15 protein-coding genes are annotated in these 16,445 nt (G+C 66.7%); 6 read left to right on the top strand and 9 right to left on the bottom strand.

All coding sequences use genetic code 11. From position 1 onward, the window contains the following. Positions 1 to 135 precede the first annotated feature (135 nt). Positions 136 to 1,815 carry an acyl-CoA synthetase gene (locus tag P0Y33_RS00790; RefSeq protein ID WP_279528674.1) on the top strand — a complete coding sequence of 560 codons (1,680 nt, stop codon included), beginning with the start codon at positions 136 to 138 and terminating at the stop codon, positions 1,813 to 1,815. Here the strand turns inward: P0Y33_RS00790 and P0Y33_RS00785 are convergent. Together P0Y33_RS00785 and P0Y33_RS00780 are read right to left on the bottom strand one after the other, a co-directional pair. Continuing rightward, positions 1,812 to 3,128: a hydroxyacid-oxoacid transhydrogenase gene (locus P0Y33_RS00785; RefSeq protein WP_279528673.1), complete on the bottom strand. Its 1,317-nt coding sequence runs from the start codon at positions 3,126 to 3,128 to the stop codon at positions 1,812 to 1,814. The genes P0Y33_RS00790 and P0Y33_RS00785 overlap by 4 nt on opposite strands. A 144-nt stretch (positions 3,129 to 3,272) precedes the next feature. Beyond that, positions 3,273 to 4,298: an NADP-dependent oxidoreductase gene (locus P0Y33_RS00780; protein ID WP_279528672.1), complete on the bottom strand. Its 1,026-nt coding sequence runs from the start codon at positions 4,296 to 4,298 to the stop codon at positions 3,273 to 3,275. A 240-nt stretch (positions 4,299 to 4,538) separates the two neighbouring features. Between P0Y33_RS00780 and P0Y33_RS00775 the strand changes: the two genes are divergently transcribed. After that, positions 4,539 to 5,423 (top strand): MaoC family dehydratase, encoded by an 885-nt coding sequence (locus tag P0Y33_RS00775; protein WP_279528671.1) that lies wholly within the window; start codon positions 4,539 to 4,541, stop codon positions 5,421 to 5,423. Positions 5,424 to 5,640: 217 nt separating this feature from the next. After that, positions 5,641 to 6,006, top strand: a complete 366-nt coding sequence (locus P0Y33_RS00770; protein ID WP_279528670.1) for a hypothetical protein — start codon at positions 5,641 to 5,643, stop codon at positions 6,004 to 6,006. 125 nt (positions 6,007 to 6,131) lie between these two features. Here the strand turns inward: P0Y33_RS00770 and P0Y33_RS00765 are convergent, their stop codons facing one another. The 7 genes from P0Y33_RS00765 to P0Y33_RS00735 form a co-directional block, all read right to left on the bottom strand. Beyond that, positions 6,132 to 6,917 (bottom strand): ABC transporter ATP-binding protein, encoded by a 786-nt coding sequence (locus tag P0Y33_RS00765; RefSeq protein WP_279528669.1) that lies wholly within the window; start codon positions 6,915 to 6,917, stop codon positions 6,132 to 6,134. Continuing rightward, a complete protein-coding gene (locus P0Y33_RS00760) occupies positions 6,914 to 7,711 on the bottom strand; it encodes an ABC transporter ATP-binding protein (protein WP_279528668.1) in 798 nt (265 codons plus the stop codon). Before P0Y33_RS00760 ends, P0Y33_RS00765 begins: the two co-directional genes overlap by 4 nt. Continuing rightward, positions 7,701 to 8,843: a branched-chain amino acid ABC transporter permease gene (locus P0Y33_RS00755; protein ID WP_279528667.1), complete on the bottom strand. Its 1,143-nt coding sequence runs from the start codon at positions 8,841 to 8,843 to the stop codon at positions 7,701 to 7,703. Before P0Y33_RS00755 ends, P0Y33_RS00760 begins: the two co-directional genes overlap by 11 nt. A 1-nt stretch (position 8,844) precedes the next feature. After that, positions 8,845 to 9,705: a branched-chain amino acid ABC transporter permease gene (locus tag P0Y33_RS00750; RefSeq protein WP_279528666.1), complete on the bottom strand. Its 861-nt coding sequence runs from the start codon at positions 9,703 to 9,705 to the stop codon at positions 8,845 to 8,847. A 3-nt stretch (positions 9,706 to 9,708) separates the two neighbouring features. After that, on the bottom strand, positions 9,709 to 11,040 hold the full coding sequence (locus tag P0Y33_RS00745) for an ABC transporter substrate-binding protein (RefSeq protein ID WP_279528665.1): 1,332 nt from the start codon (positions 11,038 to 11,040) through the stop codon (positions 9,709 to 9,711). A gap of 72 nt (positions 11,041 to 11,112) precedes the next feature. Beyond that, complete coding sequence (locus tag P0Y33_RS00740) at positions 11,113 to 12,789, bottom strand: thiamine pyrophosphate-binding protein (protein ID WP_279528664.1); 1,677 nt, start codon at positions 12,787 to 12,789, stop codon at positions 11,113 to 11,115. Continuing rightward, positions 12,790 to 13,566, bottom strand: a complete 777-nt coding sequence (locus P0Y33_RS00735; RefSeq protein ID WP_279528663.1) for an SDR family NAD(P)-dependent oxidoreductase — start codon at positions 13,564 to 13,566, stop codon at positions 12,790 to 12,792. A 124-nt stretch (positions 13,567 to 13,690) separates the two neighbouring features. Between P0Y33_RS00735 and P0Y33_RS00730 the strand changes: the two genes are divergently transcribed. Genes P0Y33_RS00730 through P0Y33_RS00720 form a run of 3 tightly spaced genes read left to right on the top strand, consistent with a single transcriptional unit; the run spans position 13,691 to position 16,435 of the window. Next, complete coding sequence (locus tag P0Y33_RS00730; protein ID WP_279528662.1) at positions 13,691 to 15,247, top strand: class I adenylate-forming enzyme family protein; 1,557 nt, start codon at positions 13,691 to 13,693, stop codon at positions 15,245 to 15,247. Next, positions 15,240 to 15,986 carry an HAD family hydrolase gene (locus P0Y33_RS00725; protein ID WP_279528661.1) on the top strand — a complete coding sequence of 249 codons (747 nt, stop codon included), beginning with the start codon at positions 15,240 to 15,242 and terminating at the stop codon, positions 15,984 to 15,986. Before P0Y33_RS00730 ends, P0Y33_RS00725 begins: the two co-directional genes overlap by 8 nt. Continuing rightward, entirely contained in the window at positions 15,983 to 16,435 is a 453-nt protein-coding gene (locus P0Y33_RS00720; protein WP_279528660.1) for a PaaI family thioesterase, read from the top strand. Before P0Y33_RS00725 ends, P0Y33_RS00720 begins: the two co-directional genes overlap by 4 nt. The last annotated feature ends 10 nt before the right edge of the window (positions 16,436 to 16,445 follow it).

Genomic DNA, 16,445 nt, shown 5'->3' with positions numbered 1-16,445 from the left:
CCGACCATCGAACAGCACTGGTGATAAATATTTGTCCGATGTGCTGAAAGTTGGTTCCAATATTGGAGGTGTTTCCGAACAGTGGAAACACGATCGTGGGTGAGTTTTATCTCTCCCCATGCGAATCGTGCTACCATGTCTGTACCGAAACGCCTCGACGCGTACCACTTCTACGAGGAGGGGTGGGACAGCTACGAGCAACTCCGGGAGTCCTTCGAGTGGGAGGTCCCCGAGCGGTTCAACGTGGCCACGTACGTCTGCGACCGCTGGGCGGACGCCGAGGGCGAGCGAACCGCGATCTTCGCCGAGGACGACGACGGCCGCGAGCGCCAGTTTACCTACGCGGACCTCCGCGAGCGGACGAACCAGTTGGCCAACTACCTCGCGTCGCAGGGAGTTGGCCGCGGCGACCGCGTCGGCGTGAACGCACCGCAGAAACCCGAGACCGTCGTCGCGCACGTCGCCGCGTGGAAACTCGGTGCCGTCTCGATTCCGCTCTCGACGCTGTTCGGTGTCGACGCCCTCTCCTACCGACTCGACGACGCCGACGCCGTCGCCTGCGTCGTCGACGACTCGAACGTCGACACGCTCCGGTCGGTTCGCGACGACGTCGACACGCTGGAGACGGTCCTCACGGTGGACGTCGACTCCCCCGAATCGGGAGAAGTCGACTTCTGGGAGGCACTCGACGGTGAGTCGACCGAGCGTTCGGTCGTCGAGACGGCCGCCGAGGACGACGCCATCATCATCTACACGAGCGGGACCACCGGAGACCCGAAGGGGGTTCGCCACGTCCACCGGATGTTGCTCGGCCAACTCCCGCTGTTCCTCACGTCGATCTGTAACCTCGAACTCGGGGACGACGACGTCTTCTGGACGCCGGCGGAGTGGGCCTGGATCGCCTCGCTGTTCGACGTGGTCTTCCCCGGACTCTACTACGGGAAGTCGGTGCTCGCCTACGACGGCGGGCAGTTCGACCCCGAGGTGGCCTTCGACCTCGTCGAGCGCTACGAGGTGACGAACCTCTTCGCACCGCCGACGGCCCTCCGAATGATGATGCGCGTCGACGACCCCCGCGAACGCTGGGACGTCGACTCCGTCCGCGTCGTCCCCAGCGGCGGCGAGTCGCTCGGACAGAGCATCGTCGACTGGGCCGAGGAGACGTTCGACGGCGCGGCCGTCCACGAGGGGTACGGACAGACCGAGGCGAACATGACTGTCGGCGACTGCACCGCCCTCGCCGAGTTCCGCGAGGGGAAGATGGGGCTGGCCGCACCCGGCCACGACGTCCGCATCGTCGACCCGCAGACGGCCGAACCGACGGTCGAACCCGGCGACGTCGGCGAGATTGCCGTCCGCTACGAGGGAGACCCGGTCTGCTTCGTGGAGTACCTGAACCAACCCGAGAAGACCCGACAGAAGGTCCAGAACGGGTGGTTGCTCACCGAGGACCTCGGCTCGCGCGACGAGGACGGCTACTTCACGTTCAAGTCCCGCAAGGACGACGTCATCATCTCGGCGGGCTACCGCATCGGTCCCGTCGAGATCGAGGAGTCGCTGGCCGGCCACGAGGCGGTCGCGGACGCCGCGGTGATCGGCGTCCCGGACGACGAACGAGGTGAGGTGCCGAAGGCGTTCGTCGTCCCGAACGAGGGGTACGCCGGCGACGAAGAACTCCGGGCAGAACTACAGAACCACGTGAAAGAGCGACTCGCGAAGTACGAGTACCCACGCGAGATCGAGTTCCTCGACGAACTCCCGAAGACGACGACCGGGAAGGTCCGGCGTGCCGACCTCCAGCGGTCGGAGGACTAGTCCTCCCAGTTGTGGAGGGCGTCGAGGAAGACGTCCCGGACATCCTCCTCGGTGACCGGTCGTGGGTTACACCGCAGGAGGCGTTCCTGGGTCTCGACGGTCTGTCTCGCCAGCCAGTCGACGTCGTCTTCGGTGACACCGGCCAGTTCGTGGAGTCCACTCGGGAGGACGTTCAGGTCGCGCTGGAGTTGGACGTACTCCGCCTTCAGCGCGTCGGCGGCCTCGCGGTTGGTCAGCCCCGTCGTGTCGACGCCGAACAGTTCGGCGACGTCCGCGAAGCGGGCGGGGTCGCTCCCCGAGTTGTAGTCGATGGTGCTCGCGGGGGTGAGCACGGCGATGGTCTCGCCGTGTGACGTGTGGTAGCGGTTGCCGACCGGGTAGGCCATCGCGTGACAGAGGCTCGCGCCGGCGGTGAGACCGGCGATGGCACCGAACAGTGCCCCCTGGAGCATGTTCTCGCGGGCTTCGAGGTCGTCGCCGTTGTGGACGGCCGTCCGGACGTTCGAGGAGAGGAGGTCGATGGCCTTCTCGGAGAACATCTCGGTGAGCGGCGTCCGGCCGGCGTAGACCGGGCGCTCGGCGGGGTCCTCGGCACGGAGCAGCGAGTCGTACTCGTGGGTCGTATAGCCCTCGATGGCGTGGCCGAGGGCGTCCATCGCCGTCTTGGCCGTGAGGTCCGGCGGGAGCGTCGTCGTCAGCGTCGGGTCGAGGATCGCGGCGTCGGCACGGACGTGGTTGCTGGAGATGCCCTCCTTGATGTTCTGCTCCTCGACCGAGAGGATGGCGACCGGAGAGATTTCGGCGCCTGTCCCCGCAGTCGTGGGCATCAGGACGAGTGGCGGGCCGGACCGTTCGATGGGTTCGCCCGCGCCCGTCGGTTCGGCGACGTAGTCGAGTGGCCGCCCGCCGTTCGCGACGACCGCGCGGGTCACCTTCGCGGTGTCGATGCAACTGCCGCCGCCGAGTCCGACGTAGAAGTCGTAGCCGTCCTCGCCCGCCCGGTCGCGGACGAACTCGATACAGTCCGCGGCGTCCTGGACGGAAGGTTCGCGCTGGGACCCGTCGTAGACGTCGACCGCGAGGCCCGCCTCACTGATCGAGGCCTCGACCCGGTCGGCGTGGCCGAGGTCGACGAGCGTCTCGTCCGTCACGACGAGGCCACGTGCGTCCGTTCCGACACCGAGGTCGCGCAACTGGTAGCCGAGTTCCTCGGTCGCGTCGCGGCCGAAGCGAATCTCGGGCATCTGGAGGTGCCAGACGCTCTCCGGGGCGAGTCGGTGGGAATCGGCCGAGACGGAGCGTTCGTAGGCCACCTACACCCACCCCGCCGGTCGGAGCCAGGTCGGCGGAGACGTCCACCCGTGGGTGCCGAACTCGTCGAGAAGTACCGTGACCATGGACAGCAATCGACGTGGGTGTACTTCAAGGTTCCACCCCCGGCAGTCCGGACGACGGCGTTACTCGCTCGGTTCGGCCACCTTCACGACCTGCTTCCCGATGTTCTCTCCCTCGAAGAGGCCGAGGAAGGCGTCGGGGGCGTTCTCGAAGCCCTCGACGACCGACTCACGGTACTCGACGTCGCCGTTCGCGACCCACTCGTGGAGTTGCTCGGTGGCCTCGCGGAAGCGCGGCGAGAAGTCGCGGACGAGCAGTCCCTCGACCTTCGCGCGGGTGGCGATGAGTTGGGGGAGTTTCCGCGGACCCGTCGGGACGCCCTCCTCGTTGTAGAGGGCGATCTGACCGCAGATGGCGACCCGCGCGTCGACGTTCAGGCGGGTGAAGACGGCGTCCGTGATGGGACCGCCGACGTTGTCGAAGTAGGCGTCGACGCCGTCCGGCGCCGCGTCGTCGAGCGCCGCGCGGTAGTCGTCGGTCGTCTTGTAGTTGATACCGGCGTCGAAGCCGAGGTCGTCTTCGAGGAACTCGACCTTCTCGTCAGAGCCAGCGAAGCCGACGACGCGCGCGCCGGCGAGTTTCGCGATCTGGCCGACCGTCGAACCGACCGCGCCCGCCGCACCGGAGACGACGACCGTCTCACCGGGGTCGGGTTCCGCGACCTCCAGCGTCCCGAAGTAGGCCGTTCGGCCGGGCATCCCGAGGACGCCGAGGTACGAGGAGAGGGTGACGTTCTCCGCGCGCGCGTCGACGCGGCTGAGGTCGTCGCCGTCCACGACGGCGTACTCGCTCCAGTAGAGGTTCCCGACCACGCGGTCGCCCTCGCTCCAGCGCTCGTGTTCGGATTCGACGACCTCGCCGACGACGCCGCCCTGCATGGGGTCGCCGACGTCCCACGGTTCGGCGTAGGACTCCCGGTCGCGCATCCGCCCGCGCATGTACGGGTCGACCGAGAGGTAGAGAGTCCGAACGAGGACCTCGCCGTGGCGAGGGTCCGACACCCCGGTCTCCTCGAGTTCGAACGTGTCGCGGTCCGGTTTGCCTTCGGGGCGCTTCGCCAGCACGTACCGTCGAGTCGTCTCGACCATGGTACCATCTCTCCCCCCGCCGTCAGGAAAGTTCGGGTGTCGGAAGGTGCGGTCGCTCCTCGACGTTTCCGAGATATAGGTCGGTGTTGGCGAGTTATCGCCGCCGTTGACGAGATATAGACGGGATTCGGGAGATATCGGGCACGTTGTGAAGATATCGACGCCGTTGCCGAGATATAAACGGCGTCGCGAAGTGCCGCGGCACGAGTCTTTTTACACGCGTGCGAGGTACGACACGCCATGCCAACCATCCCGCTCGAAGAGATCGAAGCACAGGTCGGCGAAACCCGCGAGTCGGTCGTCGGACTCACCGTCGAGGCCGGCAAGGTCGAGGAGTTCGCGCGCGCGATTCACGACCCCGCGTCGGTCTACTGTTCGGCCGAGGCGGCCGCGGATGCCGGCTACCCCGCGGTCCCGGCGCCGCCGACGTTCACCCGGACGTGGGTGTTCCCGCGGTACCGTCCCGAGGGAGTGGGAACCGACTTCGGGTTCGACCTCGGGTTCGACTGGCAGTACGTCGTCCACGGCGAGCAGCGCTACGAGTACGAGCGACCCGTCTACGTGGGCGACGCCCTCACCGGCGAGACGACGCTCGAAGACGCCTACCAGCGCGAGGGGAGTCAGGGCGGGACGATGACGTTCGCCGTCTTCCGAACCGACTTCGAGGACGCCGACGGCGAGCACGTCCTCTCGGCGTACAACACGCGCATCGAGACCGGCGGCGCCATCCAGGACGACGCCGCGGCGGACGGGAGCGGGCACGAACGCGGCGACCCCGACGCGGTCGTCGAGGACGTCGAACGCCGCGACTTCGTGAAGTACGCGGGCGCGAGCGGCGACTTCAACCCCATCCACTACGACGAACCGTACGCGACGGACGCGGGCAACCCGAGCGTCTTCGGGCAGGGGATGTTCAGCGCGGGCGTCGCCTCGCGGGCCGTCCGCGAACACGTCGGTCTCGACGCCCTCGCCTCCTTCCAGACGCGCTTCACGTCGCGCGTCTTCCCCGACGACACACTACGGGTCTTCCTCGACGAGAGCGGGGAGAACGGGGCAATCGACGTCGAAGTCGTCACCGATGACGACCGGACGGTCGTCGAGGGGTCGGCCACGAGTCGAGAGTAGGCAAGTGGCGCTGTCGACTCCCTATTGATTGGACGTGTTCGTGTGAGACCGTCGGTAAACCGAGCGTGGGTATCGAACGATAGGTGTGTTTGCTGACCGACGGGATGTTCGGTAGACAACCGCCGACTGGATTCCTGTATGGGACAAGACATATGCTGTTCTATCTCGTCATATCGATATGCCTTCTAGCCGACGACGAGTAATTCAGGCAGGTCTAATGATTGGCAGTACCGGTCTCGCAGGATGTCTGTCATCCATTAATGGTTCTGCTGGCTGTGCCAGACCCGCAACCGTGGAAGCGAAAAAGGCTGACCTGACCAAATCTGAGGCAGAGGAAATTTCACCGATTAACTTTGAGCAGGTTACTCTAGAAGAGCAAGAGATTCTCGAAACTGCAGTTGAAGAGGGGCAATATAAGAGATGTTTAGATGACGTAGAGTATACTCCCGAACCGCTACAGAGATTGCGCAAGCGTATCGGAGAGCACAGCCAAAACATGCACGTATATTTACGATATGATGAGAGCCACTACGCTCTTGCACTCATAATTGAAGATCAGGTATATGCTCAGTTCCCAGGTTAAGCAGGCTGGTGAGCAATACTCCATCCTTAGCGTACAGTAATTTCTCTGTCTCTCACGACCTTCGTCGGACCCTATTGGACAGCAGTGAGTTGTCGCCAGAACCGAAAGACGGAGAAGAGTCGCCGTCAGTGCCCGAGGTAGGCGTCCCGGATGTACTCGTCGCCGCGGAGTTCGTCCGGGTGGCCCTCGCGTTCGACGCGTCCCTGTTCGAGCAGGTAGACGCGGTCGGCGTGGTTCATCGTGAACGTGACGTTCTGCTCGGTGAGCAGGATGGTCACGCCGGACTCACGAATCTCCTCGATGCCGTCGCTGATGTCCTGGAGGATGACGGGCGCCAGCCCCAGCGTCGGTTCGTCGAGCACCAGCAGGTCGGGGTCGCTCATCAGCGCCCGGCCGATGGCGAGCATCTGCTGTTCGCCGCCAGACATCGTGCGGGCGTGTTGGTCGCTGCGCTCTTCGAGGCGGGGGAAGAGGTCGTAGACGAAGTCGCGACGCTCCTCCCACCCCTCGTCGTGGCGGTAAGCCCCGAGTTCGAGGTTGTCCGCCACCGAGAGGTGACCAAAGAGGTCGCGGTCCTCCGAACAGTGGACGAGTCCCGCGGAGACGAGGTCGCTCGGCTTCTTCTCGTGGACGTCCTCGCCGCGGTAGGTCACCGACCCCTCGTAGTCGAGGAAGCCCGAGACCGTGTTCGCGAGCGTCGTCTTCCCGGCCCCGTTCGGGCCGATGAGTCCGACGATCTCGCCCTCGTCGACGTGGAGGTCGACACCGCGGAGTGCCATCACCTCGCCGTAGGTGACGTGGAGGTCCTCGACGCCGAGGACGCGCTCGGCGGTCGTCCCGGCGGTCGCCGAGGCCGCGTCAGTTCCGGTTCCTTCGTCGTCGGCCGACGAGACCGACTCGGCGTCGCTCATATCTCGTCACCTCCGAGGTAGGCCTCCTGGACGCGTTCGTCTTCGCGTATCTCCTCCGGCGGCCCTTCGGCGATCTTCGAGCCGAACTGGATGACGATGGCACGGTCGATGAGTGAGAGCAACCCGCGCATGTTGTGGTCGACGACCACGAGCGTCAGCCCGTTCTGCCGGAGTTCCTCCAGGAGGTCGGAGATCTCCGAGACCTCGCCACTGGAGAGACCGGCGAACGGTTCGTCGACCAGCAGGAGGTCGGGGTCGGTCGCGAGCGCCCGCGCGAGTTCGAGACGCAGGAGTCCCGCGTGCGGGAGTTCGTCCGGCGTCTGTTCGAGGCGGTCGCCGAGACCGACGCGTTCGCAGAGCGCCGTCGCCTCCTCGCGCGTCTGGCCGCGCAGGCCGGACAGAGAGAAGACGCGGTCCGGTGCGAGCGCGAGTTCGACGTTCCGACGCACCGTGCGGTCGGGGAGCGGTCGGAATTCCTGGAACGTCCGCGCTAGTCCGCGTTTGACCATCTCGTGAGCGGACTCGCCGGTGACGTCCTCGCCGTCGTACCAGACCGTCCCCGCGGTCGGCGGGTAGATGCCGGTGACGCAGTTGAACGTCGTCGACTTCCCGGCCCCGTTCGGGCCGATGAAGCCGAGAATCTCGCCCTCCTCGACCGCGAAGGAGAGGTCGTCGACGGCCGTGAGACCGCCGAACTCCTTGCGGAGCGAGTCGAGGACGAGCAGTCCGTCCTCCGGGCCGTACGATTCGGTCGCCGCGTCGGACGTCGTCGGGTCGGGTGTGTCAGCGCTCATCGTCGTCACCTCCGAGAGTCTCGATACGCTCGCGGTAGTTCGCGAGGGTCTGTTCGAGCGGGGTTCGCCCGCCGTCGGGGGTCGGTTCGCCGGGTGCAGGCGACTCCCCGCTCAACGAACGCGCTCGGTCGATCACCCAGCGAAGGAGTCCGCCGGGCATGAAGAAGAGGATGGCGAGCGTGATGACGGAGAACAACAGCAGGTCCAGCGAGGAGAGCTGGACGCCGAGACCCGGGACGGTCGCCGACATGCCCGAGAGCCACTCACGGAAGAGGCTGAAGAACAGCCCACCGACGGCCGCGCCGGTGATAGTCCCCATGCCACCGACGATGGTGGCGATGATGACCTCGATGGAGACGGTCATCACGAGCAGTTGGCTGGGCTGGGGTTTCCCGACGGTGTGGACGAACACCGCGCCGGCGATACCGCCGACGGCCGCCGAGAGGACAAAGGCGAACATCTTGAACTTCGCCGGGTTCAGCCCGGAGGCGGCGACCGCCTCCTCGTCCTCGCGGATGGCCGTGAACACCGAACCCGCGTTCGAGCGGGTGACGGCGAGCAGCACGACCAAGATCACGCAGAACAGCGCGAGCGCCACGTAGAAGTTGGCCATCGCCTGCGCGAAGAACCCGCCCATCGGGACGAGCGGGGCGGGCGAGCTGAGACCGAGTTCGCCGCCGAACGTCCCGCTGAACACGATGAACAACTGGAGCAGGATGAGCGGGGCGACGAGCGTGATGAGCGAGAGGTACGGTCCCTCCAGTCGGAGCGCGGGTCCGCCGATGACGATTCCCGCGACGACGGCCAGCACCGTCCCGACGACGATGGCCGCGGCCGGCGGCACTCCGAACTCGAGATTCATCAACGCCGAACCGTAGCCGCCGACGGCGAAGAACAGCGAGTGACCGAAACTGATCTGGCCGGTGTAACCGGAGACGGTGTCCCAACTCATCGCGAACATGGCGAAGAACAGCGCCGACGTGACGCTGACCACGGCGAGGATGCCGCCTCCACGGCCGAGCACCGGCCGAATCCAGTAGGGGAACGCCGCGAGGACGACCAGCCCGAGGAGTCCGAGTTGGTGGCGGCGATCGAGCGACCGCGGGTCGACGAGGTCGATGTATCCAGTCATATCAGTGAGCCAATTCGCGTCCGAAGAGTCCTTCGGGTTTCACCAGCAGGATGGCGACGAGGACGACCAGCGACGCCAACCCGCTGAGACTCGAGTCGATGTACGAGACGGTGAACACTTCGAGGAAGCCGATGACGTAGGCGCCGATGAGGCTTCCGCGGATGGAGCCGATGCCGCCGAGGACGACGATGGAGAACGAGAGCACGAGCGGTGCTCGCCCCATCGCCCAACTGGCGGTCTGGATAGAACCGAGGAATACGCCCGCGAGTCCCGCGAGTGCGCCGGCGATGACCCACGTGTAGAGGTACATCCGTTCGGACTCCACACCGACGAGCGCGGCGCCCTTCGTCGACATGCTGGTCGCGAGGATGGCCTTGCCCGTGCGGGTGTAGTTGACGCCCGCGAACAGCAGGCCGATGATGGCCCACGAGAGGGCGAACGCCAGCAGTCGGTTCGTCTGGATGCCCCCCGCGATCGCGAGTTGCCCGTCGAGCAGCGACGGGATCGCACGCGGTTGTGTCCCGACGAAAATCTTCACGAGTTCCTCGACGACGATCGACGTCACGAGGGTTAGGATCATCACCGTGATGGGGTCGTCCTCGACGAAGCGCACCATCCCGAGGTAGAGGACGCCCGCGAAGCCGGCGGCGACGAGCATCGCGACGAGCGTCGCCACCCAGATGTTCACGTCGAGTGCGCCCGTCACGAAGAAGGCGGTGAACGCCCCGACGGTGAGCGTCGCTCCGTGCGAGAGGTTCAGGACGCCGCCGACGCCGAAGATGAGGGTGAACCCGATGGCGACGAGCGCGTACAGCGCGCTGAGCATCGCGGCGTTCAGGACGGTGGTGAGTAGCTCGGCCATGGTTCATACCCAAGGCGGCTTCTTGTAGCTCCCGGACGCGACGTTCTCGGGCCAGAGGGCCTTCTGAACGCCTTCGCCGTCCTGCTGTTGCCACTGGAGCCAGAGCGGCCAGACGGCGTCCTTGCCGTAGATGACGTCGTGGGGGTACTGCTTGTCCTTCCCGTAGTACTTTAGGGACCCGGTCGTCCCCGTGAAGGACATGGACTCGAGTTCGGGGATGAGGTCTCCCGGCTTGCGCGACCCGGCGGACTCGGCGGCCGCCGCGTACTGCTTGACCGCGTCGAACGTGATGTACCCGGTGTAGACGGGGTAGTTCCCGAACTCCTTCTGGTAGGCGTTCGAGTAGGGGACCGTCTTCTTCGTGACCTCGGAGTTCGGCGTCGCGGAGTTCTGCGTCATCGCGTAGCGACACGCCCCGTTGACCGCCCCGTAGTAGGACGGGAACTGCATCGGAACGTGGATGCCGCCGAACTCGAAGGGGCGTTTTTGCTTGGCCCACTGGACGACGGCCGCCGTCCCGGTGTGTGCCATCACGACGTAGGCGGCGTCCGCCCCGGAACTCTCGATGTCGTCGTAGATGGGCGAGAAGTCGCTCGTCCCGCTGGCGTAGCGCTTGTTGATGGGAACGTCGACGCCCGTCGCCGAGAGCTGTTCTTCGAGGACCTTCGAGACCGGCTTCGTCCACGCGTAGTTCTCGGCGAGGACGGCGACCGAGTCCCACCCGAGTTCGTCGAACTTCGCCTTCGCGAAGTCGACCATGTTGACGCCGAGGTAGTGGGAGTTGACCGGACCGCTCCGGAAGTAGTACTTGTACTTCTCGTAGTTGTCGGCGATCATGCGCGTCGTCTCCGGCGTCGCCGACCCGGTGTTCATGTGGATCTTCTGCTGTTGGGCGACGCTGTCCATCAGGTTGAGCATCACCTCGCTGGTGAAGACCCCCGTCGTGAAGTCGACCTGCTCACCCACCGTGAGCTCCTGGTACTTCGACTTCCCCGTCGCGGGGTCCTCGTGGGTGTCCTTGACGATGACTTCGACGTCCTTGCCGAGGACGCCGTCGTCGGAGTTGAGTTGCTGGGCCGCCAACTTCGCGGAGTTGGCGATAGACGCACCGATGGGGTTCTTCGACGGTTCGGGGGCGAGGACGCCGATCTTGAACGTCCCCGAGGGACCGCCGCCACCACCACCCATACAGCCAGCGACGCTCGCGGCACCCGCCGCACCCGTCGCCGCGAGGAACCCGCGACGCGTCCGTAGGCCATCGAACGTTCCGGAACTGGCCCGGATTAGCTTATCGTTGGTTTCCTCAGTAGGTACTTTCTTATCTTCGTTAACCATCGTCTGCCATCCACTATCAGGAACAAGTACTAAAAATTGTGGGTTGGTACCAGGGGGTTCGGGGTGGTATCCCTAATCGTGGACGAGGACGTCGAGGACTACCGGGCCGTCCGTCTCGACGGCGTCGACGAGCGCGGCGTCGAGGTCGTCGTCGGGTTCGACGAGGCGGCCCGTCGCGCCATGGCTCTCGGCGTTCGCCGGGATGTCGACCGGCGGTTCGAAGTCGAGGGCGACGAAGTCTTCGTCGGTCACGTCCCCGCCGAACAGTCCCGCCATGTTGTCCTTCAGGATGCGGTAGTTGCGGTTGTCCGGGACGACGACCGTCAGGTCGAGGTCGTGGCGCGCGGCGGTGTAGAGCGCCTGCGGGTAGTAGAGGTAGGACCCGTCGCCGACGTGGCCGAGGACCGGCCGTGGGTCGTCGCGTTGGGCCTCGGCGACCGCCGCCCCGACGGACGCGGGCAGGCCGTAGCCGAGTCCACCTCCCTTGTTCGAGACGAACTGTCCCGGTTCGAAGTCCGCGACGGTCATCATCGCGTACTTCGCGGTGACGCCCTCGTCGACGACGAGGGCGTCCGGGACGGCGTCCCGAATCGCCTCCGCGAGTTCGGTCTTCGAGGGGCGGTCGTCCTCGTTGGACTCCTCGCCCTCGCCGCCCATCGCGGCGACGGTCTCGCGGACGCGTTCGAGGCGACGTCCGCGTTCGGCGTCGCCGAGACGGTCGCGGAGTCGGGCCGCGAGTTCGGCGGCGACCCGCCCGGGGTCACCGACGACCGCGGCGTCCGCCGGTTGGTTCTTGCCGACCTCCCAGGCGTTGTCGCTGACGTGGACGAACGTGGTGTCGGTGTCCACCAGCGGTTCGGCGTGCCGGACGAGCGTCGTGTTGGTCGAACAGCCGAGGAACACCACAGTGTCGGTGTCCAGGCACTTCTGGACGACCCCCTCGCGCGGTGGGAGGTACGAACCCCACTGTTCGTGGTCGGTCGGGAAGTCGACCTCGGAGGTGAGAATCTCCGCGTGGACGCGCGCGCCGGTCGCCTCCGCGAGTTCGACCGCGGCGTCGACGCCGTCCGCGCGGGCGACGCCGTCGCCGACCACGAGGACCGGTTCGTCGGCGTCGACCAGATAGTCGGCCGCGCGCTCGATGGCGGTCGGGTCGCCCCGGCCGGCGTCGGGGATGGGACCGAGTCGCTCGGGTTCGGCGTCGGTCTCGGCCATCATCACGTCCAGCGGGAGCGCGAGGAACACCGGGCCGGTGGGCGGGGTGAGGGCGACGCGGAACGCCCGCCGGAGCATCGTCGGGAGGGCGGAGACGTCGCCCACCTCGGCGCTCCACTTGGTGAACTGGCGGGTCATCTCCACGGCGTCGCCCGAGAGAATCGGTTCCTCGTGGCGGAAGTCGCGGCTGTGTGCGCCTGCCGTCACGACGAGGGGTGCACCCGTGACGCTCGCGCCGTAGATGTTCGCGAGTCCGTGGGCCGTCCCGGGCGCGAGGTGGAGGTTCGCGACGCCGACCGGCGTGACCGAGTCGTCGTCGTGTGCGTGGTACCGTCGTCGCTGGGCGTAGCCGGCGGCCGCACCGACCGCGACGTCCTCGTGGAGCGCGAGGACGTACTCGGGGGCGTCGCCGGCCCGCCCGAGCGCACGCGTGATGGGGAGTTCGGTCGTCCCCGGGTTCCCGAACAGGTAGTCGACGTCGTACTCGGCGAGTGTGTCCACGAACAGGTCGGCACCGGTGTACCCGTCGGACATCTATATCTCCGGTGACTCTTCGATGCGCGGGACGCCCGCGGCGGTGACCGTCTCACCGACGAGGTAGGAACTCGCCTCGCTGGCGAGGAACTGTGCGAGGTCCGCAATCTCGGCGGTCGTCCCGATGCGACGCTCGACGTCGCCGCGTTCGATGTTCTCGGCCGAGACGCCCATCTGTGACTCGACGCCAGGGGTCGCGACGAACCCGGGGGCGATACAGTTGACGCGGACATCCTCGCTCGCCCACTCGTAGGCGAGCGTCGAAGTGAGGTTGATGACGCCGGCCTTCGCCGCGCCGTAGTGGCTCATGTGGGGCGACCCGCGCTGGCCGGCGACGCTCGCGACGTTGATGACGACACCGCCGCCATCCTCGCGCATCCGCTCGCCCGCGACCTGCGTGCAGTGGAAGGTCCCGTGGAGGTTGATGTCCACGATGGTCTCCCACCCGTTGGGGCTGATGTCCTCGAACGGCGCCATGAAACTCGCGCCCGCGTTGTTGACGAGGACGTCGACGCCGCCGAACTCCCCGACCGTCGCGTCCACGAGTGCCTCGACGGCGTCGCGGTCGGTCACGTCGCACTCGACAGCGAGCGCTCGCCCGCCGCCCTCGCGGTCGTTGATGGTGTCCGCGACCGGGTCGACGTTCCCCTGCTCGCGCGAGCAGACGACGACGTCGGCCCCCTCCGAACCGAACTGTTCGGCGACCTCGCGGCCGATTCCGCTGGACGCACCCGTCACGATCGTCGTCTTCCCCTCGACACCGAACCGTTCCGTCATGGTCGGATCACTGCGTTCGTTAGCATTGTTTATCGCACGTGGACAGTGTTGGCCTATCGTTAATAAATATTGGCTGCTCTGCCCCACCGTTAACGTAATGGGGATGGTTGACAGTTGTTGTCGTATGAATATCCCCGACCGACTCCGGGACGTCGACGTGAGCAACGTCTACGACGTCTTCGAAGCGACGGCGGCCGAGCGCGGCGACGCGCTCGCGGTCGAGATGAACGGCCGCGAGTTCAGCTACACCGACCTCGAATCCCGAGCGGCGCGGTTCGCCGGCGGACTCCGCGAACGCGGACTCGACGCCGGCGACCGCCTGCTGGTCTACCTGCCCAACTGCCCCGAGTACGTCGTCGGGTCGCTGGGCGCGTTCCGCGCGGGCGTCGTCGTCTCCCCCGTCAACCCGCAGTACAAGGCGCGCGAACTCGGCCACCAGCTGACCGACACGGAGGCCGCGGCGGTCCTCACACACCCCGCACTCCGCGAGCACCTCGACGAAGCCTGCGAGGAACACGGGCTCGACCCGACCATCGTCGAGGTGGGCGAGGGGAGCCCCGGCGCCGTCGCGTTCGGGGCGGTCGACGCCGACCCCGTACGCGCGGACACGACCCTCGACACGGTGGCGATGCAACCCTACACCTCCGGAACCACGGGGAAACCGAAGGGAGTCCACCTCACACACCGCAACCTCCACGCGCAGGCCTACTCCGGCTTCCAGCTCTCGGAGGTCCCGCCCGAGGAGGAGAAGTCGCTGGCCGTCCTCCCGCTCTACCACATCACGGGCTTCGTCCACTCGACGTGGCAACCGCTCGTCCGCGGCGGGTCGGTCTACCTCCGCAACCCCGGCGAGTGGGACCCCGTCGAGACGATGCGGACGATGGAGGAAGCGGAGGTGACGGGGTTCATCGGCGTCGCGACGATGTTCGTCGACATGGTGAACCACGAGCGCTTCGGCGAGTTCGACCTCTCCTCGTTGGAGACGGTCAACCAGGGCGGCGCGAAGATGCCGACCGCCGTCCAGGAGACCTTCGAGGAGACGGCCAGCCTCAGCATGTCCGAGGGGTACGGACTCACCGAGACGACGGCCGCCACCCACACGGGCCACGGGACGACCTACGGCCCGAAACTCGGGAGCATCGGCCAGCCACTCCGGATGACCGACTGCAAGATCGTCGACGACGACGGCGAGGAGGTCGAACCGGGCGAGACGGGCGAACTCCTCGTCCGCGGGCCGCAGGTGATGGACGGCTACCACGGACTACCCGAGGCGACGCGCCGGGCGTTCACCGACGCGGGCTACTTCCGAACCGGCGACGTGGCACGCCGCGACGAAGACAACTACTACGAGATCGTCGACCGGAAGAAACACACCATCAACACCGCCGGCTACAACGTCTACCCGAGCGAAGTGGAGAGTCTCCTCTACGAACACGAGGGCGTGGCCGACGTCGCCGTCGTCGGCGTGCCCGACGAACGGCGCAACGAGGTCCCGAAGGCGTTCGTCGTCCCCGCGAACGAGCAGGTGACGCCCGAGGAACTCAAGGAGTTCACACTCGAGAACCTCGCCGAGTACAAACACCCTCGCGAAGTGGAGTTCGTCGAGTCGTTCCCGCGGACCGCGAGCGGGAAGGTTCGGAAGTTCAAACTCGTCGAAGACGAAGAGGGAGACGATGAGTGAGGAGACGGACCGAGAGGAACACGACGAACACGACCGCGCGTACGACGCCGTCTTCTGGGACATCGGCGGCGTGCTCCTCGACCTGGCCTCGGTCCGCGAGGCCCACGCCGCGTTCGTCGCGCGCCTCGTCGAGGAGTTCGACGTCGACGCCGACCCGGACGACGCACTCGAACGGTGGCGCGAAGTCGTCGGCGAACACTTCCGCACGCGCGAAGGGACGGAGTTCCGCTCGGCCGTCGACGGATACGGAGAGGCCGTCGACGTCGTCGTCGGCCGCGAGGTCCCCAGAGACGAGTGGTTCCCGCTCTTCCGAGAGTCGACCCGCGAACACGTGCAGTCGGTCCCACACGCCCGCGAGGTGGTTCGCCGACTCCACGAGGCCGGCGTCTACCAGGGCGTCGTCAGCGACGTCGACACCGAGGAAGGGCTGTTCCTGCTCGAACAGTTCGGCGTCCGGGAGTTCCTCGACGACGTCACGACGTCCGAGGAGGTGGGCAAGACGAAACCCAACCCGGCGATGTTCGAGACGGCACTCGCGAAGTCACCCCATCCACCCGAACGGACCGTGATGGTCGGTGACCGATACGAGCACGACGTCGCCGGCGCCGCCGAGCACGGTATCGACGGTGTGAGCCACGGCGCCGACGACGGCCCGGCCGTCGCCCACGAGATTACCGACCTGCGCGAACTCCTGGCGGTCGTCGGCGTCGACACCGCCGCAGGGGAGGTGAGTCGATGAGCGAACCGGAGGTCGGCGACCCGCTCTCGCCCGAGCGCTTCCAGGCGTTCATCGAACAGCACGGCTACCTCTCGTGGCTGAACCTCACCGTCGAGGCCGTCGGCGACGGGTACGTCGAGATGCGCATCCCGCACGACGAGAAACTCGTCAACCCCTTCCCCGAGGGCTTCGAGCGCGTCCACGGCGGCATCGCGGCGACGCTCGTCGACACCGCGAGCGGGTTCGCCCTCCGAACCACGTTCGACGACCCCACGGACGCCAACCTCACGACGACCGACCTCGACGTCTCCTACCTCCGGCCCGCGAGCGACGACCTCGTCGCGACCGCCGAGGTGGTCCGCGCGGGCGGGTCGATGGGCGTCGTCGACGTGACCGTCGAGTCGCGCAAGCCCAGCGGCGAACGGACCGAGGTGGCCGTCGGGCGCGCGTCCTACCGACTATTCCGATAGGTCGGGAGGC

Source organism: Halospeciosus flavus (genome assembly GCF_029814175.1).
GTDB lineage: Archaea > Halobacteriota > Halobacteria > Halobacteriales > Halobacteriaceae > Halospeciosus > Halospeciosus flavus.
This window is presented reverse-complemented; position numbering and strand designations above follow the sequence as displayed.

Excerpts from the sequence above, each read along its gene's own strand:
- P0Y33_RS00725 (WP_279528661.1), top strand. The coding sequence starts at position 15,240 with ATGAGTGAGGAGACGGACCGAGAGGAACACGACGAACACGACCGCGCG.
- P0Y33_RS00730 (WP_279528662.1), top strand. The coding sequence starts at position 13,691 with ATGAATATCCCCGACCGACTCCGGGACGTCGACGTGAGCAACGTCTAC.
- P0Y33_RS00755 (WP_279528667.1), bottom strand. The coding sequence starts at position 8,843 with ATGACTGGATACATCGACCTCGTCGACCCGCGGTCGCTCGATCGCCGC.
- P0Y33_RS00720 (WP_279528660.1), top strand. The coding sequence starts at position 15,983 with ATGAGCGAACCGGAGGTCGGCGACCCGCTCTCGCCCGAGCGCTTCCAG.
- P0Y33_RS00735 (WP_279528663.1), bottom strand. The coding sequence starts at position 13,566 with ATGACGGAACGGTTCGGTGTCGAGGGGAAGACGACGATCGTGACGGGT.
- P0Y33_RS00770 (WP_279528670.1), top strand. The coding sequence starts at position 5,641 with ATGATTGGCAGTACCGGTCTCGCAGGATGTCTGTCATCCATTAATGGT.
- P0Y33_RS00750 (WP_279528666.1), bottom strand. The coding sequence starts at position 9,705 with ATGGCCGAGCTACTCACCACCGTCCTGAACGCCGCGATGCTCAGCGCG.
- P0Y33_RS00760 (WP_279528668.1), bottom strand. The coding sequence starts at position 7,711 with ATGAGCGCTGACACACCCGACCCGACGACGTCCGACGCGGCGACCGAA.
- P0Y33_RS00775 (WP_279528671.1), top strand. The coding sequence starts at position 4,539 with ATGCCAACCATCCCGCTCGAAGAGATCGAAGCACAGGTCGGCGAAACC.
- P0Y33_RS00780 (WP_279528672.1), bottom strand. The coding sequence starts at position 4,298 with ATGGTCGAGACGACTCGACGGTACGTGCTGGCGAAGCGCCCCGAAGGC.
- P0Y33_RS00765 (WP_279528669.1), bottom strand. The coding sequence starts at position 6,917 with ATGAGCGACGCCGAGTCGGTCTCGTCGGCCGACGACGAAGGAACCGGA.
- P0Y33_RS00745 (WP_279528665.1), bottom strand. The coding sequence starts at position 11,040 with ATGGTTAACGAAGATAAGAAAGTACCTACTGAGGAAACCAACGATAAG.
- P0Y33_RS00790 (WP_279528674.1), top strand. The coding sequence starts at position 136 with ATGTCTGTACCGAAACGCCTCGACGCGTACCACTTCTACGAGGAGGGG.
- P0Y33_RS00740 (WP_279528664.1), bottom strand. The coding sequence starts at position 12,789 with ATGTCCGACGGGTACACCGGTGCCGACCTGTTCGTGGACACACTCGCC.